Genomic DNA, 18,960 nt, shown 5'->3' on the forward strand with positions numbered 1-18,960 from the left:
ATCTGCTAAAAATCAAACAGATTTATTTTGTTAATACATTCTAAAAAACCAATGGTTGATTACTTCTAAAGATATTACACATAAATATGGACTTGACTAATAAGAGTATGGTTAATTGGATTATTGTCTTAGTAAATCCAATAAGAGTATGGTTAGTTGGATTATTGTCATCGTTAATCCAATAAAGGTATGTGTACTTGGATTAATGAGGTACTAAATCTAATAAGGAGCCACTACTTGGATTTATATAATATTTAATCAAACAACAATATCAACTCTTGCTTTTTGATTAATTCTATCCAAAAAAGAGCTAAGGATTTACATCCCTAGCTCTTTTCAGTTTCATCTTCATCCATGCCTAATTCTTCTTCCATAAGCTTTTGTTCTGCTTTTAAATATTTCTTATATCCAACCTTAGATATCATAATACTTATTTCATATAGTACAATCATAGGAATCGTGAATAGCATATGCGTCATAAAGTCAGGTGGTGCTATTAAAGCAGCTAAGACTAACAATATGAAGTATGCATACTTTCTATTTTTCTTTAAAAACACTGGTGTCACAATACCTAATCGCGTTAAAAACAATAGCAGTATAGGCAGTTGAAATACAAATCCGAAAGGTATAGTAAATTTAAACAACTCACTAAAATATTCTTTAATGCCTATCGTTTGTTTAATGCCCATATCGTCTGCCAATCCCATTGTAAACGAAATTAAGTAAGGGAAAATAACAAAATAAGAAAACAATAATCCAATGATAAATAATCCTAAACTAAAAGGAATATAACTTAAAGTGACTTTTTGTTCTTTTGGATGTAATCCTGGTGATATGAAAGCCCATAACTGGTATAAGATAACTGGTGAGACAATTATAAAAGCTATTACGACAATCATTGCTATGTATATTGTAAGAGGGTCCGTTATTCTGAAAGCATTTAGTTCTAATGATTGAGTAAAATCATCATTCGTAATGTAATGAATGACTGGTTTTGCAAAGAAAAAACCTATTACTAATCCCCCGATTAGAAAGTAAGCAACTACCATTATACGTTTACGCAATTCTTCTAAATGTTCGACAAATGTTAAGTTGTCTTTATTCACCGCTTTACCTCCAATCTAAAAAAAGATGTGGCAGGATTCCCGCCACATTTATATGAACATTATGTCCGTGCTTTATTTAACTTCTTTGTCCTGACTTTGTTCGTCGTTATTTTTCTTATCGTCGAAGTTTGTCATGCCATCTGTAGCGTCTTTAAATTCTTTCAAAGTTGAACCCATTGCTCTTCCGAATTGTGGTAATTTCTTCGGTCCGAAAATAATCAGTGCAACTACCCCTATAAATAATAAACTAACTGGTCCTGAAATGCCGACAGTATTGATAAACGCTAATGCTTCCATCTTGATACCCTCCTATTGATTCTTCATAAAGAAGATTAAAGATTGTAGTTCTATTCCTAAATCTATATGATGTACTTGAACTTTCTCAGGTACGTTTACTCTTTGAGGTGTAAAATTCAGTATTCCAGTAATACCTGCTTTTGTTATTCTATCTGCAACTTTCTGTGCAGCTTGTTGTGGTACTGTCAATATTACAACTTCAATACCAAGTTCTTCAAGTACTTTCTCGAAATCGTCCATGCTATCAATCGTTAATTTACCTACCATATTACCTACTACATCTTCAGATTGATCAAAAGCTGCTACAATTTGCATTCTATCATTAACCGTAAAGTTATAGTTAACGAGTGCAGTACCTAAGTTACCTACACCAACAATAGCTACTTTTGTCATATCATCTTGCTCTAAAGTTGTTCTGAAAAACTTTAATAAATAACTGATGTTATAGCCGTATCCTTTTTTGCCTAGTTCTCCAAAATATGAAAAATCACGACGAATTGTCGCTGAATCAATTTTGAGACCTTCACTAAGTTCTTTTGAAGACACACGGTCCACACCTGAATTATGCAAAGTGCTAACAAATCGATAGTACAGTGGCAATCGTTTCAAAGTTGCTTTTGGGATCTTCACATCATTCTTCGCCAAAATCCTCACCTTTTCTACTATAAAATAATGTGATTGCGTTCACATCTATTGGGTTAATTATATCAAACTTTTCTTGAAATAACTATACAAATATTGTATGCAAATAAGATACATTTCTTTAGTGTTTTCATGTAGAATAATAAGTAATAGAGAGGTGTAGATATGATACTTTTACAAATAAATAAATTAGAAAAGTCTTTTGACGGCGACATAATATTTTCAGATGTCGATTTTGAAGTCAAAACAGGCGAAAGAATAGCTATCGTCGGCAGAAATGGTGCTGGAAAAACCACATTGATGAAAATTATTGCTGGCACTGAATCATATGACTCTGGAAACTTTTCTAAAGGTAAAAATGTTTCAATGGGTTATTTAACTCAACAAATGACATTAGATTCTTCCGATACTGTTATGAATGAAATGAGAAAACCTTTCGAACATATCATAAAGCTAGAACAGAAAATGAATAACTTAACAAAATGGTTAAGCGAACATGCTGAACAGTATGATAGCGAAGAATATAAAGAACAGTTATCGCAATATGAATATTTATCTAATCAATATGAACTATTAGATGGGTATCAATATGAAAGTAAAATAAAAACAGTGTTAACAGGTTTGAATTTTACTGAAGAAGATTTTGAAAGAGAAATACATTCATTTAGCGGTGGTCAAAAAACAAGGTTATCAATGGCTCAAATGTTATTACGCGAACCTGATTTATTACTGCTTGATGAACCTACAAACCATTTAGATATGGAAACTACAGAATGGTTGGAAAATTATTTAATACACTTTAAGGGTGCTATTGTCATCATCAGTCATGATAGATATTTCTTAGATAAAATTGTTAATCAAGTATATGATGTGGCACTTGGTTCTGTTAAGCGTTATATCGGCAATTATAGTAAATTTCTAAAAGAAAGAGATGCCCATTATGAAAAAGTAATGGCTGAATATGAAAGACAGCAAAGTGAAATTAAAAAATTAGAAACATTTGTTGAGAAAAATATAACAAGAGCATCAACAAGTGGTATGGCAAAAAGTCGTAGAAAAGTTCTTGAAAGAATGGAAAAAATCGAAAAACCAAGGCTAGATGCTAAAAGCGCTCAAATAACTTTTGAAATTAACCGTTCAACGGGTGAAGATGTTTTATCTGTTAAAAACTTAGAAATTGGCTACTCTAATCGTATTACACCCCCTATAAATTTAGAGGTAAAAAGACACGACCGAATTGCTATAATCGGTCCAAATGGTATTGGGAAATCCACATTAATAAAAACGATTGCCCAAAAACTAGAATCATTATCTGGTGATATACGTTATGGTTCCAATGTTCAAATCGGTTATTACGATCAAAAACAAGCTGAATTTAAATCTAATTTAACGATTTTAGATTATGTTTGGAATCAATATTCTCATATGCCAGAAAAAGATATTAGAACGATTCTTGGGCGTTTTTTATTTACACAAGAAGAAGTTAAAAAAATAATCAATGATTTATCTGGTGGAGAAAAAGCTAGATTACAGCTTGCATTACTCATGTTAGAAAAAAATAACTTACTCATTTTAGATGAGCCTACAAACCATTTAGATATTGATTCAAAAGAAATGTTAGAACAAGCTCTACAAAATTATGAAGGTACACTCTTATTTGTAACTCATGATCGTTACTTTATTAATGAACTTGCTAACAAAATATTTAATATTACTGCTGATGGTAACGAATTATTCCAGGGAGATTATCAATATTACTTAGAAAAATTAGAGCAACGAGAAGCAATCGAAAACTATGAACAAAGTAACAAAAAGCAAACCGCTTCTACTAATGATGATGACTTCTATATTAATCAGAAACAACAAAAGAAAGAAAAAAGAAAATTAGAAAGACAACTTGAAGAAATAGAAAGTAATATATCTGAATATGAATCACTTATAGAAGATTATGAATATCAACTTACTTTGCCTGAAGTATTTAATGATATTGAAAAGAGTAATCAAATTAATAAACAAAGAATAGATACAGAACATCTGCTCGAAGAAAGTATGAATAATTGGGAAGAAATACAAAATCAATTAGATTAATTTAAAAGTATTAGAGTTATTTTTACACTCTAATACTTTTATTTTTTTATATTTAGCCACATTTTTATTCACATTAAAAAGTCTTGTTTTACTAGTAGTCCACAGAGTTATCCTACTTATCCACAGGTAAATTACACAAACCTTTCTTTTTAACAATAAGTTATCCACAAATATTTAAAAAGATATACTTAGTTTATCCACAAAATGTGCTTAACTTGTGCACAAGTACAAATGTTCCGTATTGACTTTATTAATTAAGCATGTACTTCATACTAAGAAAGTAAAGATTATTAATTAAAAATATATTTAAACATAATTTTTTAATAATATAGAAAATATTAGTAGATTTAAAATCTAAAAAGCCTTATAATTCAGGTAACCAATTTCTTTTTAATTTTCAAAATTTATATATTTTATTAAATTGGCTAATTTCACTAATCATTGGTCTGACATGAAACAGAAGGGATGGTAGTTCATGAAAGAAAATAATGAAAATATAGAGCGCTATTCAACCCAGGCTAAAGAATTACTAAATCTTAAAATTATAACTAAAGATGAATATGAGGAAAGAATACAAGACTACACTGATTACACAAATAGTGAAGGTAAGTATTCACGAAAACAATAGCATTATCTTAATACTTATAGTATTTAATAGATTTATCATATACATGCCTATTTGAAACAAAAATAAGCATATCACTTAACTGATTATTTCAGTTTAAAAGTGATATGCCTATTTTTTATAGTTTACGATTTTGTTCGTGCAAGCTTGCCAATAGAAAATTTATTGTTTAAAAACAACTCTAATCCATCATTTCTATATCTAATGAACTTTTTCCATTAAGCTTCATGTCCGCTGTCTTACCGTTTATATAAAGGTAATGAGCTACTGAACCAATCATCGCAGCATTATCTGTACAGAGATTTAGAGGTGGTATTTTTAATTCTATTTGTTCTCTTTCACATTCTTGCGCCAATACTTTTCTAAGCCCTTTGTTTGCGGCAACTCCTCCTGCCACAACTAGCTGGTCTACTTTATATTCTTTAATGGCAGACATCGTTTTACCTACAAGAACTTCTACAACACTATTTTGAAAGCTTGTTGCTACGTCTTCTGGTATAATTTCTTCATTTTTTTGTCGTTTGTTATGAAGTGTATTTATAACAGCACTTTTCAAACCACTAAAACTAAAATCATAACTATCTTTTTCTAACCATACTCTTGGGAAATTTAAATTATCTTGCCCAATTTCTGCTAATCGATCTACTTCTGGTCCACCTGGATAAGGTAATCTTATTGTTCTAGCTACTTTATCATATGCTTCGCCTACAGCATCATCTCTTGTTTCACCTATTATTTCAAAGTTTAAATGATCTTCCATATAAATTAATTCTGTATGACCACCTGATACAATTAGCGCCATTAATGGGAATTGTAGAGGCTGAATTAGATTGTTAGCGTATATGTGACCAGCAATATGGTGTACTGGGATTAATGGCTTTTGGTAACTAAATGCTAAAGCTTTAGCACTCGCTACACCTACCAATAATGCCCCAATTAATCCTGGACCTTCTGTAACAGCAATGGCATCTATCTCTTCCATAGTCATCTCTGCATTTTTCAAAGCTTCATCGACTACTCGAGTAATCACTTCTACATGTTGTCTACTCGCTACTTCAGGTACTACTCCACCAAACTTCTTATGTGTCATCATCTGTGTTACGACTTCGTTACTTAATATTTCTTTACCATCTTTAATCACACTAGCTGCAGTTTCATCACAACTTGTTTCAATACTTAATATTATAGATTCACACATTTTTTAGACTCACCCACATTACTTTTGCATCCTCTCCGTCGCCATAATAATTTTTTCTGACGCCACCATAAGTAAACCCTGCTTTTTCATATACATGTCTTGCTACATCATTTTCAATTCTTACTTCTAAACTCATTGTTGTGCATGTTGAACTCGCAAAATTCATTACGTATTCTAATAACAATTGACCGACTCCACTATTTCTATAATTTCTACTTACTGAAATCGTCGTAATTTGTGCTTGATCTATCACGAGCCACAAACCACAATAAGCAATAATTTCTTCACCTAGCGATACTACAAAATAATGAGCAAATTCATTCTTCTCTAATTCATGATAAAAAGCTTCCATCGACCACGAACTATTAGTGAAACTCTGCTTTTCTATTTCATAAACTTGAGGGACATCTTCCATTGACATTTTTCTAATTTCTAACGTGTTGTCTGATTGTTTTTCCAATTTTGTTCCGCCTCTGATAATTTTAAATATCGTGGTTTTAGTTCGTGTACATTTTTAATAGGTTCTTCTTTTATATCATACATTCTAGAAGCATCTGGTAAATAAGATTTTATTTCACCTGCTAATTGATCTTGGAGCTTCTCAGCATCTTTCCCTACATATATATATGTTTTGTTTAATGACTCCAAGTATTCTTTAAGTGCTTCTATAGAGATGTACGTATCTTCCATTACATTTGTTAATACATTATCTTCATACTTATATACACCAGTAAAGACATGATTACGTCTTGCATCAAATATAGGGACGATTAGCGTTTCTTTTATATCAGTTGTATGTGCCAAGGCTTTTAAAGAAGACACTTCATAAACTGGTATATTAAGTGCATATGCTAAAGTTTTAGCTGTAGTGATACCAATCCTTAATCCCGTATAAGAACCTGGTCCATTTGCTACTACAATTTCAGTTAAATCTTTAGGTACAATATTGGCTTCTTTTAACATATTCTCAATTACGGGCATCAATTGTAACGAGTGATTCTTTTTTATATTTGATTGATGATTAAGTAATATTTGGTTTTCATTCATAATTGCAACGGCTAATGGTTGATTGGAAGTATCAATCAGTAATGTCGTCATTATTTAACAACTCCTTCAATTGTTTATAGTGTTCACCTTTTGAAACAATTTCAAACGTTCTTGTATGCTCATCTAATCTCTTAATATTAATTTCTAATCTCTCTTCAGGTAGATAATCTTCAATGAATGTACTCCATTCGATTAATGTAACACCATCACCATTAAAATACTCATCAAAACCTAAATCTTCATCGCTATCTTCTAATCTATAACAATCCATATGATGAAAAGGCAATTTTCCTTTGTATGATTTAATTATATTAAAGGTAGGTGAATTAATATTTCGCTTAACGCCTAAAGCTTTACCAAAAAATTGGCTAAATGTCGTTTTACCTGCCCCTAAATCACCATTAAGCAAAATGACATCATTTTTCGATACATGCTTTGCTAATTTTTCTGCAATATTTTTCGTTTGATCTAATGTTTGAACTTCAATATACAAATGTAACACCTACCTTTAATTTTACTAAGTTAAACTAACTGAATTATTATAACAAATAATTAAAAAATTGGGTAATGAATGGTTTTTTATCGCTAAAGCGCTTACATTGTCTAAATATTTAGAAAAATCCAAATCTTCTGTTGACATGTCCCGAAATATGGGTTAAATTTAGTACATAAATTTTTTAATTATTCAAAATATATCGAAAAATAAAAATTCTCATTTAAGAAGAAAGGACGAGTTGTAATGAAATTCTATATGACGGCACATAAACCGACAACTGAATATAGCTTAATAGTAATTTTATTACGCTCAGTAGGACTCGAACAACAGTAACTTGCAATTTACTGTATGGTTTAAGTCCTATTTCTACTTGAATGGGACTCGTAAACAGCGTCCCATTATATTGGGAGGCTGTTTTTTTATTTTCTAGAGGAGTGTAAATATGAGAAGTGACATGATCAAAAAAGGTGACCAACAAGCACCTGCAAGAAGCTTATTACATGCAACAGGACAAATTAAAGACCCAACAGATATGAACAAACCGTTTATTGCTATCTGTAACTCTTACATCGACATTGTCCCAGGACATGTTCATCTAAGAGAGTTAGCTGATGTTGCTAAAGAAGCAATCAGAGAAGCAGGTGGTATTCCATTCGAATTTAATACGATTGGTGTAGACGATGGCATTGCAATGGGACATATTGGCATGCGCTACTCATTACCAAGTAGAGAAGTTATCGCAGATGCAGCAGAAACAGTTATTAACGCTCACTGGTTTGACGGCGTATTCTACATGCCAAACTGTGACAAAATCACACCAGGAATGTTACTAGCATCAGTTAGAACAAACGTACCAGCTATTTTCTGTTCAGGTGGACCGATGAAAGCAGGTTTATCTTCAACAGGAAAAGCATTAAACCTATCTTCAATGTTCGAAGCAGTTGGTGCATTTAAAGATGGATCAATGAGTAAAGAAGAATTCTTGGATATGGAACAAAACGCGTGTCCTACTTGTGGTTCTTGTGCAGGTATGTTTACTGCTAACTCAATGAACTGTTTAATGGAAGTGCTAGGTTTAGCTCTACCTTATAACGGAACAGCAATTGCAGTTGGTGAACAAAGAAAAGAATTAATTCGAGATGCTGCATTCAAGTTAATGGATTTAGTTAAAAATGATATTAAACCAAAAGATATCGTAACAAAAGATGCTATCGATGACGCATTTGCTTTAGATATGGCAATGGGTGGTTCTACTAACACAGTTCTACACACATTAGCTTTAGCAAATGAAGCAGGAATTGATTACGATTTAAACAGAGTAAACGAAATTGCTAAACGTACACCGTACTTATCTAAGATTGCCCCAAGCTCATCTTACTCAATGCATGATGTACATGAAGCTGGTGGTGTTCCAGCAATCATCGGTGAATTGCTGACTATGGATAATGTATTACATCCAGATAGAATTACCGTAACTAGTAAAACATTAAGAGAAAACAACGAGAATAGAGAAATTAAAAACCTCGATGTTATCCATAAAAAAGAAAACGCATTTTCAAAAACTGGAGGTTTATCAATCTTATTTGGAAATATCGCTCCAGATGGTGCAGCTATTAAAGTCGGCGGAGTTGATCCATCTATTAGTAAATTCGTCGGTAAAGCGATTTGCTTCGACTCACATGATGAAGCGGTTGAAGCAATTGATAATCATACAGTACGTGAAGGTCACGTAGTTGTTATTAGATATGAAGGTCCTAAAGGTGGACCAGGAATGCCAGAAATGTTAGCCCCTACTTCATCCATCGTAGGTAGAGGTTTAGGTAAAGATGTTGCACTTATTACTGACGGAAGATTCTCTGGTGCAACAAGAGGTGTTGCTGTCGGACACATTTCACCTGAAGCTGCTGCTGGTGGCCCTATTGGATTAATTAACGATGGAGACGAAATCGTAATTGATTTAGTTAATCGTAAATTAGATGTTAATGTTTCTGACGCTGAATTACACGAAAGAAAACAAAATATCAAACCATTTAAAGCAAAAGTAAAAACTGGCTATTTAGCTAGATATACTGCCCTTGTTACAAGTGCAAATACAGGTGGCATTATGAAAGTACCAGATGAATTAATTTAAGGAGTGATTATCATGGCACTAACTACTAAATCTTATAATGAACCCGATGAAGCAACTAAGGAAAAAACAATAACTTACACAGGAGCAGAATTACTCGTACAATCATTTATTGATCAAAAAGTTGATTATATCTTTGGTTATCCTGGAGGCGCTGTTCTTCCATTATATGATGCTTTTTATGATGGTAAAGTTCCTCACATTTTAACTAGGCATGAACAAGGTGCTGTTCATGCCGCGGAAGGATATGCAAGAGTTACTGGTAAACCAGGCGTGGTTGTTGTAACAAGTGGACCTGGTGCTACAAATACAATCACAGGTATTGCAGATGCAATGAGTGACTCTATCCCTTTGATCGTTATTACTGGACAAGTGCATAGACCAGGTATTGGTAAAGATGCTTTCCAAGAAGCGGATTTACTTTCTATGACAACACCAATTACAAAACATAACTATCAAGTAACAGATGTAAAAGATATTCCAAAGATTATAGACGAAGCTTTTCATATTGCTTCTACTGGTCGTAAGGGGCCAGTTGTAATCGATTTTCCTAAAGATATCGGCGTATTAGAAACAGTTGAAGTTGAACCAAGAGATTTAGATTTACCAGGTTATCAGCTTAATTTAAATCCTGAAGATAAAGAAATTGAGCAAATCATTCAAATGATGAGTGTAGCTAAAAGACCAATTATTTTAGCTGGAGCTGGTGTGAATCATGCAGAAGCTTCTAAAGAACTCACTGAATTTGCTAACAAATTTAAAATTCCAGTAGTGAATACTTTATTAGGATTAGGGTCAATTCCCTACTCTGACCCATTATTCTTAGGTATGGGCGGCATGCATGGTTCTTACGCAAGTAATATGGCACTTACAGAATGTGATTTGTTGATTAACTTTGGCAGTAGATTTGACGATAGATTAGCAAGTAAACCTGATGAGTTTGCTCAAGACGCTAAAGTTATTCATGTCGATATCGATCCAAGTGAAATCAATAAAATTATACCTACTGATTTAGGTGTTATTGCCGATGCAAAGCTCACTCTAGAAGCATTGTTAGAATATGATGCTCATGAATTAATTCATAACGAATGGTACGAACATTGTCTATCAAATAAAGCGACTTACCCATTCAGATACGATACACCTACAGATGACTTTGTTAAACCACAACAAGCAATCGAATATATTGGTAAAATCACTGACGGTGATGCATTAGTTTCTACAGATGTAGGTCAACACCAAATGTGGGTCGCTCAATATTATCCGTTTAAAACACATGGACAAATCATTACAAGTGGTGGTCTTGGAACAATGGGATTCGGAATTCCAGCTGCAATGGGTGCGAAATTTGCATATCCTGATAAGACAGTTGTTGCCTTTGTTGGTGACGGTGGATTCCAAATGACTAATCAAGAGATGGCTATTCTTAACGAATTTGATAACGATATTAAAATTGTTCTTATCAATAATGGAACACTAGGTATGGTAAAACAGTGGCAAGATAAATTTTACAGTCAACGTTTCTCACATTCAGTATTTTCTGGACAACCCGATTTCATGAAGCTTTCAGAAAGTTATGGCGTTAAAAGTTTCATGATTGATTCAAATGAGAAATTAGAATCAACACTTGATGAAGCATTTGCACATAAAGGCCCTGCTCTTATCGAAATTAGAATATCCCCTTCTGAACCAGTACTACCAATGGTTCCAAGTGGACAACCAAATTATAAGATGGAGGGCGTGGAATAATGAAAAGAACAATTAAGACATTAGTGCTCGATAGAGCGGGCACACTCAACCGGCTTACAAGTATTTTTGTAAGGAGACAGTACAACATTGTTACTCTTTCAGCAACGCCAACTGAAACTGAAGGCATTACTAACATTACATTTATCGTCGATGTTTCAGATGAAAGTAGTATCGAAACGATCATTAAACAATTAGAAAAACAAGTGAACGTAATTTCAGCTTTAGATATTACAGAAACAAATTTATTTAATCGTGAGTTGATTCTTATAAAGCTCGGTCATCCTAGCAATTATCAAGAATTCGAATCAGTGATCGAACCTTATAAAGAACAGCTCACAATTTTAAAAGATGTTGAAGAACACATCTATTTACAAGCTTTTGGAACCCATCAAACAATAGAAAATCTATTGGATGATTTAGATATATATCCAGTGACACAAGTGTCACGAACAGGTTCTGCAGGATTACTATAAAAACAAAACAAATTAACTATTGGAGGCATTTTATTATGACTAAAGTATTTTATGACAACTCGGTAACAGAAGACGCATTACAAGGTAAAAAAATTGCAGTAGTTGGGTATGGTTCTCAAGGACATGCACATGCACAAAACTTAAAAGATAACGGATATGATGTAGTTATCGGTATTCGTCCAGGTAAATCATTCGATCAAGCTAAAGAAGATGGCTTTGAAGTATATCCAGTTAACGAAGCAGTTAAACAATCTGACGTTGTAATGATTCTATTACCAGATGAAATCCAAGGACAAGTATATAAAGAAGAAATTGAACCTAATTTAGAAGCAAATAATGCATTAGTATTTGCCCATGGATTTAACATTCATTTCAAAGTCATTCAACCACCTGAAAATGTTGATGTGTTCCTAGTAGCACCTAAAGGACCAGGTCATCTTGTAAGACGTACATTTACAGAAGGCAGCGCAGTACCAGCTTTATATGCTGTGTACCAAGATGCTTCAGGTAAAGCAACTCAATTAGCGCTTAGCTATGCAAAAGGAATTGGAGCAACTCGTGCTGGTGTAATTGGTACTTCATTTGAAGAAGAAACTGAAACAGACCTATTTGGTGAACAAGCTGTATTATGTGGCGGTGTTACTAAGTTAATCCAATCAGGATTTGAAACACTAGTAGAAGCTGGATATCAACCAGAAATTGCTTATTTCGAAGTATTACACGAAATGAAATTAATCGTTGATTTAATGTATGAAGGCGGAATGGAAAACATGCGTTACTCTATTTCAAATACTGCTGAGTACGGTGACTATGTTTCAGGAGAACGCGTTATTACACCAGATGTTAAAGACAACATGAAAGCAGTATTAAAAGATATTCAATCAGGAGCATTCAGTGATAGCTTCATTAAAGATAATGAAAATGGCTTTAAAGAGTTCTTAAGAATGCGTAAAGAACAACAAGGTCATCAAATTGAATCAGTTGGTAGAGATTTACGTGACATGATGCCATTTGTTAAAGCTAAAAGCATTCAGTCCAAATAAATCATAGTAACTTAAGGAGAGGATAATTATGCCAGATCATATTCAAATATTCGATACAACTCTAAGAGACGGAGAACAAACACCTGGAGTAAACTTTTCATTCGAAGAACGTCTCAAAATTGCTAAACAACTAGAAAAATGGGGAGTAGATGTTATCGAAGCAGGATTCCCCGCTTCTAGTGAAGGTAGTTTTAAATCAGTGGAAAGTATTTCACAAGCATTAACAACAACAGCTGTATGTGGTTTAGCTAGATGTAAAAAATCAGATATTGATGCTGTACATGAATCTACAAAGTTAGCTCAACATAGACAAGTTCATGTATTTTTAGCAACTAGCCCTATCCATTTAGAATTCAAATTAAAAATGACTGAAGATGAAGTATTAGCATCGATTAAAGAGAATATCACATATGCTAAAACATTATTCGAAAACGTACAGTTTTCACCTGAAGATGCTACAAGAACACCTTTACCATTTTTAATAAAAGCAATTCAAACTGCTGTTGATGCTGGTGCTAATATAATCAACATTCCAGATACTGTAGGTTATTCGTATCCTTTAGAATATGGTCAACTCTTTAAGACAATTATTGAATCAGTTGAAAGTGACCATGAAGTGATTTATAGCTCTCATTGTCACGATGACCTAGGCATGGCCGTAGCAAACGGCCTTGCTGCTTTTGAAAATGGCGCTCGTAGAGTTGAAGGTGCAATAAATGGTATCGGAGAGCGTGCTGGTAATACTGCACTCGAAGAAATTGCACTTGCATTGTATGTAAGAAAAGACCATTACAACCTTTCTACTAATATTAATTTAGAAGAAACAAAAAATACAAGTGACATGGTCAGTCGTTATTCAGGCTTTCAAGTTCCTAGAAATAAAGCAATTGTCGGACAAAATGCATTTAGCCATGAATCAGGTATTCATCAAGATGGCATTTTGAAAAATCCAGAAACATATGAAATTATGACACCACAACTCGTCGGTGTTGTAAAAAATTCATTACCTCTAGGTAAATTATCCGGTAAACATGCTTTCAGTGAAAAACTAATAGAACTAGGCTACGACTTAACACCAGACGAACAAGTCGAAGTGTTTAAACAGTTTAAATCTATTGCAGATAAGAAAAAACAAGTAACTGATCGTGATATACACGCTATTTTACGCGGTAGTGAACATGAAGAAAATGCGTATTATAAAGTTAATGCTCTTCAACTGCAATTCGTATCTAACGGCCTGCAAAGCGCAGTCGTCGTTATTGAAGATAAAGAAGGTAAAACTTATCAAGATTCATCGATTGGATCTGGTTCTATCATTTCAATTTATAATGCCATAGATAGAATTTTTGATTATTCACCTACTCTTCAACAATATAGAATTGAATCAATTACTGAAGGAACGGACGCTCAAGCTGAAGTTCATGTACAAGTTGAATTTGAAGATGAAACATATACAGGTATCGGTATTGATTACGATATTTTATATGCTTCATGCAAAGCTTATGTTGAAGCGCATGCGAAACATAGTGAAACTACATTGAAAGAAGGCGTGAAGTCATGACATACAAAATCACTGCCCTACCCGGTGATGGTATAGGCCCAGAGATTTTAACAGGTAGTTTAGAAATTTTAGAAATCCTGTCAAAGAAATTTAATTTTGAATATGAAGTAGTATCAAAAGATTTTGGAGGTATCGCCATAGATAAACATGGCGAACCTTTACCTCCTGATACATTAGAAGCATGTAAAAACAGTGATGCTATTTTGTTAGGTGCTGTTGGAGGACCTAAATGGACAAATCCTAAAAACAGACCTGAACATGGACTATTAGGTATCAGAAAAGCACTTAAACTTTTTGCTAATATTAGGCCTACAATTGTTACTGAATCAACTGCACACCTTTCTCCACTTAAAGAATCATTAGTAAAAAATACAGATTTTATCATCGTTAGAGAATTAACAGGCGGTTTATATTTTGGCGAACCAAAATATTTCGATGAAAATAAAGCTGTAGATACTCTAGCTTATTCAGTTGATGAAATAACACGAATAGCACATGTTGCTTTTAAACTAGCTCAACATAGAAATAAAGTTGTAACTTCAGTAGATAAAGAAAATGTATTAAGTTCTTCAAAATTATGGAGACAAACATTAGAAACAGTTTCAAAACAATATCCTGATGTAACTTTAAATCATTTACTCGTAGATGCTTGCAGCATGCATCTTATAACAAATCCAAGACAATTCGATGTAATTGTAACTGAAAACTTATTTGGTGATATTTTAAGCGATGAAGCATCGGTTATCCCAGGTTCATTAGGATTATCACCTTCAGCTAGCTTTGGAGAAGACGGACCTAGTTTATATGAACCTATTCATGGTTCAGCTCCTGATATCGCTGGAAAAGATATAGCAAATCCAAGTGGCATGTTATTATCTTTAGCAATGTTAATACGTGAAAGTTTAAATCAACCAGAATGTGCACAACATTTAGAAGATATCGTATTTAAAACAATAAAAGAAGGTATTTCAACAAAAGATTTAGGTGGACAATCTAGCACATCTCAAGTCTTCGAAACTATTAAAAAATCAATTTAAAAGGAGGAAACGACATGAGTCAAACATTATTTGATAAAGTATGGAATCGACATATAATAGCCGGTAAAGAAGGTGAACCACAATTATTATATATCGACTTACACCTAATACATGAAGTCACTTCTCCTCAAGCTTTTGAAGGCTTAAGATTGCAAAATAGGAAAGTCCGACGACCTGATCGTACATTTGCTACGTTAGATCACAATGTACCGACAGTTGATATATTCAATATTAGAGATGAAATAGCTAATAAACAAATTCAAGCTTTGCAAAAAAACTGTGAGGCTTTCGGTGTAAAGTTATTTGATATGGGTTCAGATGAACAAGGTATTGTGCACATGGTTGGACCTGAAACAGGTTTAACACAACCAGGAAAAACAATTGTATGTGGTGATTCTCATACAGCTACACATGGCGCATTTGGTGCTATAGCTTTTGGTATTGGTACAAGTGAAGTAGAACATGTTTTTGCAACACAAACTCTATGGCAAACTAAACCTAAAAACTTAAAAATACAAGTAGATGGAAGTTTACCTAATGGTGTTTATGCCAAAGACCTTATTCTTTATTTAATCAATCAACATGGTGTAGATTTTGGAACTGGTTACGCATTAGAATTCGCTGGAGAAGCCATTGAAAATATGACGATGGATGAACGCATGACCATTTGTAATATGGCAATTGAAGCTGGCGCAAAATACGGTATGATGAAACCAGATGAAACAACTTTTGAATATGTTAAAGGTCGTGAATACCAACCTGAAAACTTTGAAGAAAAAGTAGAAGAATGGAAAGAACTCTATTCGGACGAAGAGGCTACTTACGATAAAATTATCAATGTAGATGTGACCGATTTAGAACCACAAGTGACTTGGGGAACTAGTCCCGAGATGGGCGTAAGTTTTAGTACTCCTTTCCCTGAAATAAATGATTTAAATGATGAAAGAGCTTATAACTATATGGGACTTGAACCAGGTCAAACAGCAAGAGATATTCCTTTAGGATATGTATTTCTAGGTTCATGTACAAATGCTAGACTTTCAGACTTAATCGAAGCAAGTAAAATCGTAGATGGTCATACCGTCCACTCTAATATAACAGCTATTGTTGTCCCTGGTTCAAGAAGTGTTAAACTTCAAGCCGAGGCATTAGGTCTAGACAAAATATTTAAAGACGCTGGTTTTGATTGGAGAGAACCTGGATGTTCAATGTGTCTAGGTATGAATCCAGACCAAGTACCTGATGGAGTACACTGTGCATCTACAAGTAACCGTAACTTCGAAGGAAGACAAGGTAAAGGAGCTAGAACTCATCTAGTATCCCCTGCTATGGCTGCAGCTGCTGCAATTAATGGTAGATTTGTAGATACAAGAAAGGTGGTCATTTAAATGGAACCTATTAATATATTTAATGGTAAAACTGTACCTCTATTAAATAATAATATTGATACAGATCAAATTATTCCTAAAGCATTTTTAAAACGTATTTCTAAAACAGGATTCGGACCATTTTTATTCGATGAATGGCGCTACCTTTCAGATGGCTCAGAAAATCCAGAATTCAATTTAAATAAACCTGAATATAAAGGCGCATCTATTTTAATTTCTGGAGATAACTTCGGTTGTGGTTCATCAAGAGAACACGCTGCATGGGCTTTAAAAGACTTTGGTTTTCTTATTATAATAGCTGGTAGCTTTAGTGATATCTTTTACATGAACTGTACTAAAAACGGTATGCTTCCTATTGCTATTGAAAATAAAACAGATAGAGAATCAATTGCTCAACATAGTGAAATTACAATAGATTTACCAAATCAAGAAATTATAACACCAGAAGCTAAATATCACTTCGATATTGATGCAACATGGAAAAATAAACTCGTTAATGGACTAGATGATATCGCAATTACATTAACATATGAAGACCAAATTAATGAATATGAAAAAACGCACAACTAATATAGGAGTGATAGAATGACCTTAAAAACTCGATTAAGTACCGATGATATCGAAGATGCATTTTTAAAACTTAAAGATACCGTCAAACAAACACCACTTGAAAAAGACTTATACTTATCTCAAAAATTTGATTGTAATGTATATCTAAAACGTGAAGATATGCAATGGGTAAGATCTTTTAAATTACGAGGCGCGTATTACGCGATTAATCAACTAACTGATGAACAACGTGCTAATGGTGTAAGTTGCGCAAGTGCAGGTAATCACGCACAAGGTGTTGCATTTACAGCTAAGTATTTAGGTATTAAAGCTGTAATATTCATGCCTGTTACTACTCCGTCACAAAAAATAAATCAAGTTAAATTTCATGGTGGAGAATTCGTGCAAATTGAATTGATCGGTGATACATTCGATGATTGTCTAAAACACGCACTAGAGTACACTAATAAATTTAATTTATCATTTATTGATCCATTTAATAATTTAAATACAATTGCAGGACAAGGTACTATAGCAAAAGAAATCCTAGACTTTTCTTCTGAAGAAAATATAAATTTTGATTATTGTTTTGCAGCAGTTGGAGGCGGCGGCCTTATCTCTGGAGTTGGTACTTATTTAAAAGATAAGAGCCCTTCTACACAATTAATTGGTGTTGAGCCATTAGGTGCTAGCAGTATGGCACAATCTGTGAAAGCTAATAAAGTTGTAGCACTTACAGATATAGATAAATTCGTAGATGGCGCTTCAGTAGGTAAAGTTGGCGAATTAACATTTGATATCGCTAAAAACGTTGTAGATAATTTTGTCGCAATCGATGAAGGTGAAGTGTGTAGCACAATCTTAGATATGTATTCGAAATTAGCTATTATAGCTGAGCCTGCAGGTGCTTTAAGTGTATCGGCATTAAACCATTACAAAAATGAAATTAAAGGTAAAAATGTAGTATGTATCGTCAGTGGTGGCAACAATGATATTAATAGAATGAAGGAAATAGAAGAACGTTCATTGCTATTTGAAGATATGAAACATTACTTTATTGTTAATTTCCCTCAAAGACCTGGTGCTTTAAGAGAATTTGTTAATGATGTTTTAGGACCGAATGATGATATTACTAAATTCGAGTACTTAAAGAAATCGAGTCAAAATACAGGTACCGTTATTATCGGTATACAATTAAAAGACCATAATGATCTTGATCAGCTTTATAAAAATGTTAGTGAATTTGACCCTAAATACATTTATATTAATCAAAATAAGATGCTTTACTCATTACTCATATAATACAAATACACCCTCTAAAATAAGCTTTAGAGGGTGTATTTTTATGTATAGAAATAGAAAGATTACTCCTTTAAATTAAATCAAAAAAAAGAGACCTAACAGGTCTCGAGTGCGGCTCATCGCATCCATTTTATAATAATTTGCCCGGCAACGTCCTACTCTCGCGGAACGTAAGCCCAACTACCATCGGCGCTAAAGAGCTTAACTTCTGTGTTCGGCATGGGAACAGGT

At 33.4% G+C, this 18,960-nt stretch carries 18 protein-coding genes and 1 rRNA gene; 11 read left to right on the plus strand and 8 right to left on the minus strand.

Going from position 1 to position 18,960, the window contains the following annotated elements:
- Positions 1 to 326 precede the first annotated feature (326 nt).
- The 3 genes from tatC to CD135_RS09640 form a co-directional block, all read right to left on the minus strand.
- Entirely contained in the window at positions 327 to 1,106 is a 780-nt protein-coding gene (gene tatC, locus CD135_RS09630; protein WP_017001150.1) for a twin-arginine translocase subunit TatC, read from the minus strand.
- Between the two features lie 72 nt (positions 1,107 to 1,178).
- On the minus strand, positions 1,179 to 1,403 hold the full coding sequence (locus tag CD135_RS09635) for a twin-arginine translocase TatA/TatE family subunit (RefSeq protein WP_017001151.1): 225 nt from the start codon (positions 1,401 to 1,403) through the stop codon (positions 1,179 to 1,181).
- Positions 1,404 to 1,415: 12 nt separating this feature from the next.
- Positions 1,416 to 2,048, minus strand: coding sequence for a redox-sensing transcriptional repressor Rex (locus CD135_RS09640; protein WP_026023746.1), 633 nt, complete (start codon positions 2,046 to 2,048; stop codon positions 1,416 to 1,418).
- Positions 2,049 to 2,210: 162 nt separating this feature from the next.
- On the opposite strand from CD135_RS09640, the gene CD135_RS09645 reads away from it, so the two are divergent.
- Both CD135_RS09645 and CD135_RS13025 read left to right on the plus strand, forming a co-directional pair.
- Positions 2,211 to 4,133, plus strand: a complete 1,923-nt coding sequence (locus tag CD135_RS09645) for an ABC-F family ATP-binding cassette domain-containing protein (protein ID WP_103269346.1) — start codon at positions 2,211 to 2,213, stop codon at positions 4,131 to 4,133.
- A 475-nt stretch (positions 4,134 to 4,608) separates the two neighbouring features.
- Positions 4,609 to 4,761, plus strand: coding sequence for a hypothetical protein (locus CD135_RS13025; RefSeq protein ID WP_017001154.1), 153 nt, complete (start codon positions 4,609 to 4,611; stop codon positions 4,759 to 4,761).
- Between the two features lie 178 nt (positions 4,762 to 4,939).
- On the opposite strand, the gene tsaD is transcribed toward CD135_RS13025, so the two are convergent.
- The 4 genes from tsaD to tsaE are packed head-to-tail and all read right to left on the minus strand — an operon-like array spanning position 4,940 to position 7,496.
- Positions 4,940 to 5,956, minus strand: a complete 1,017-nt coding sequence (gene tsaD, locus CD135_RS09650) for a tRNA (adenosine(37)-N6)-threonylcarbamoyltransferase complex transferase subunit TsaD (protein ID WP_103269347.1) — start codon at positions 5,954 to 5,956, stop codon at positions 4,940 to 4,942.
- Positions 5,949 to 6,377 carry a ribosomal protein S18-alanine N-acetyltransferase gene (gene rimI / locus CD135_RS09655; RefSeq protein ID WP_369917454.1) on the minus strand — a complete coding sequence of 143 codons (429 nt, stop codon included), beginning with the start codon at positions 6,375 to 6,377 and terminating at the stop codon, positions 5,949 to 5,951. The genes tsaD and rimI overlap by 8 nt, the downstream gene beginning before the upstream one ends.
- 11 nt (positions 6,378 to 6,388) lie before the next feature.
- Positions 6,389 to 7,054, minus strand: a complete 666-nt coding sequence (tsaB, locus tag CD135_RS09660; protein ID WP_103269348.1) for a tRNA (adenosine(37)-N6)-threonylcarbamoyltransferase complex dimerization subunit type 1 TsaB — start codon at positions 7,052 to 7,054, stop codon at positions 6,389 to 6,391.
- Positions 7,035 to 7,496 carry a tRNA (adenosine(37)-N6)-threonylcarbamoyltransferase complex ATPase subunit type 1 TsaE gene (gene tsaE / locus CD135_RS09665; protein WP_017001157.1) on the minus strand — a complete coding sequence of 154 codons (462 nt, stop codon included), beginning with the start codon at positions 7,494 to 7,496 and terminating at the stop codon, positions 7,035 to 7,037. The genes tsaB and tsaE overlap by 20 nt, the downstream gene beginning before the upstream one ends.
- A 445-nt stretch (positions 7,497 to 7,941) precedes the next feature.
- On the opposite strand from tsaE, the gene ilvD reads away from it, so the two are divergent.
- From ilvD to ilvA, 9 genes are read left to right on the plus strand one after another with little or no spacing between them, the layout of a single operon-like run.
- Positions 7,942 to 9,630: a dihydroxy-acid dehydratase gene (gene ilvD / locus CD135_RS09670; RefSeq protein WP_017001158.1), complete on the plus strand. Its 1,689-nt coding sequence runs from the start codon at positions 7,942 to 7,944 to the stop codon at positions 9,628 to 9,630.
- Positions 9,631 to 9,642: 12 nt separating this feature from the next.
- Entirely contained in the window at positions 9,643 to 11,376 is a 1,734-nt protein-coding gene (gene ilvB / locus CD135_RS09675) for a biosynthetic-type acetolactate synthase large subunit (RefSeq protein WP_064204916.1), read from the plus strand.
- Positions 11,376 to 11,849 carry an acetolactate synthase small subunit gene (ilvN, locus tag CD135_RS09680; RefSeq protein WP_017001159.1) on the plus strand — a complete coding sequence of 158 codons (474 nt, stop codon included), beginning with the start codon at positions 11,376 to 11,378 and terminating at the stop codon, positions 11,847 to 11,849. The genes ilvB and ilvN overlap by 1 nt, the downstream gene beginning before the upstream one ends.
- An 11-nt stretch (positions 11,850 to 11,860) precedes the next feature.
- Positions 11,861 to 12,892, plus strand: a complete 1,032-nt coding sequence (gene ilvC, locus CD135_RS09685) for a ketol-acid reductoisomerase (RefSeq protein WP_257504811.1) — start codon at positions 11,861 to 11,863, stop codon at positions 12,890 to 12,892.
- Positions 12,893 to 12,920: 28 nt separating this feature from the next.
- Positions 12,921 to 14,453 carry a 2-isopropylmalate synthase gene (locus tag CD135_RS09690; RefSeq protein WP_017001161.1) on the plus strand — a complete coding sequence of 511 codons (1,533 nt, stop codon included), beginning with the start codon at positions 12,921 to 12,923 and terminating at the stop codon, positions 14,451 to 14,453.
- Positions 14,450 to 15,490: a 3-isopropylmalate dehydrogenase gene (gene leuB, locus CD135_RS09695; protein ID WP_103269349.1), complete on the plus strand. Its 1,041-nt coding sequence runs from the start codon at positions 14,450 to 14,452 to the stop codon at positions 15,488 to 15,490. The genes CD135_RS09690 and leuB overlap by 4 nt, the downstream gene beginning before the upstream one ends.
- Positions 15,491 to 15,504: 14 nt before the next feature.
- A complete protein-coding gene (leuC, locus tag CD135_RS09700; protein WP_103269350.1) occupies positions 15,505 to 16,878 on the plus strand; it encodes a 3-isopropylmalate dehydratase large subunit in 1,374 nt (457 codons plus the stop codon).
- On the plus strand, positions 16,879 to 17,448 hold the full coding sequence (gene leuD / locus CD135_RS09705; RefSeq protein ID WP_017001164.1) for a 3-isopropylmalate dehydratase small subunit: 570 nt from the start codon (positions 16,879 to 16,881) through the stop codon (positions 17,446 to 17,448).
- Between the two features lie 15 nt (positions 17,449 to 17,463).
- On the plus strand, positions 17,464 to 18,729 hold the full coding sequence (gene ilvA / locus CD135_RS09710) for a threonine ammonia-lyase IlvA (RefSeq protein WP_017001165.1): 1,266 nt from the start codon (positions 17,464 to 17,466) through the stop codon (positions 18,727 to 18,729).
- Positions 18,730 to 18,871: 142 nt separating this feature from the next.
- On the opposite strand, the gene rrf is transcribed toward ilvA, so the two are convergent.
- A 5S ribosomal RNA gene (gene rrf, locus CD135_RS09715) occupies positions 18,872 to 18,960 on the minus strand; the annotation flags it as partial.

Origin of the sequence: Mammaliicoccus lentus (assembly GCF_002902755.1) — a bacterium.
In the GTDB taxonomy this organism is placed as follows: Bacteria; Bacillota; Bacilli; order Staphylococcales; family Staphylococcaceae; genus Mammaliicoccus; species Mammaliicoccus lentus.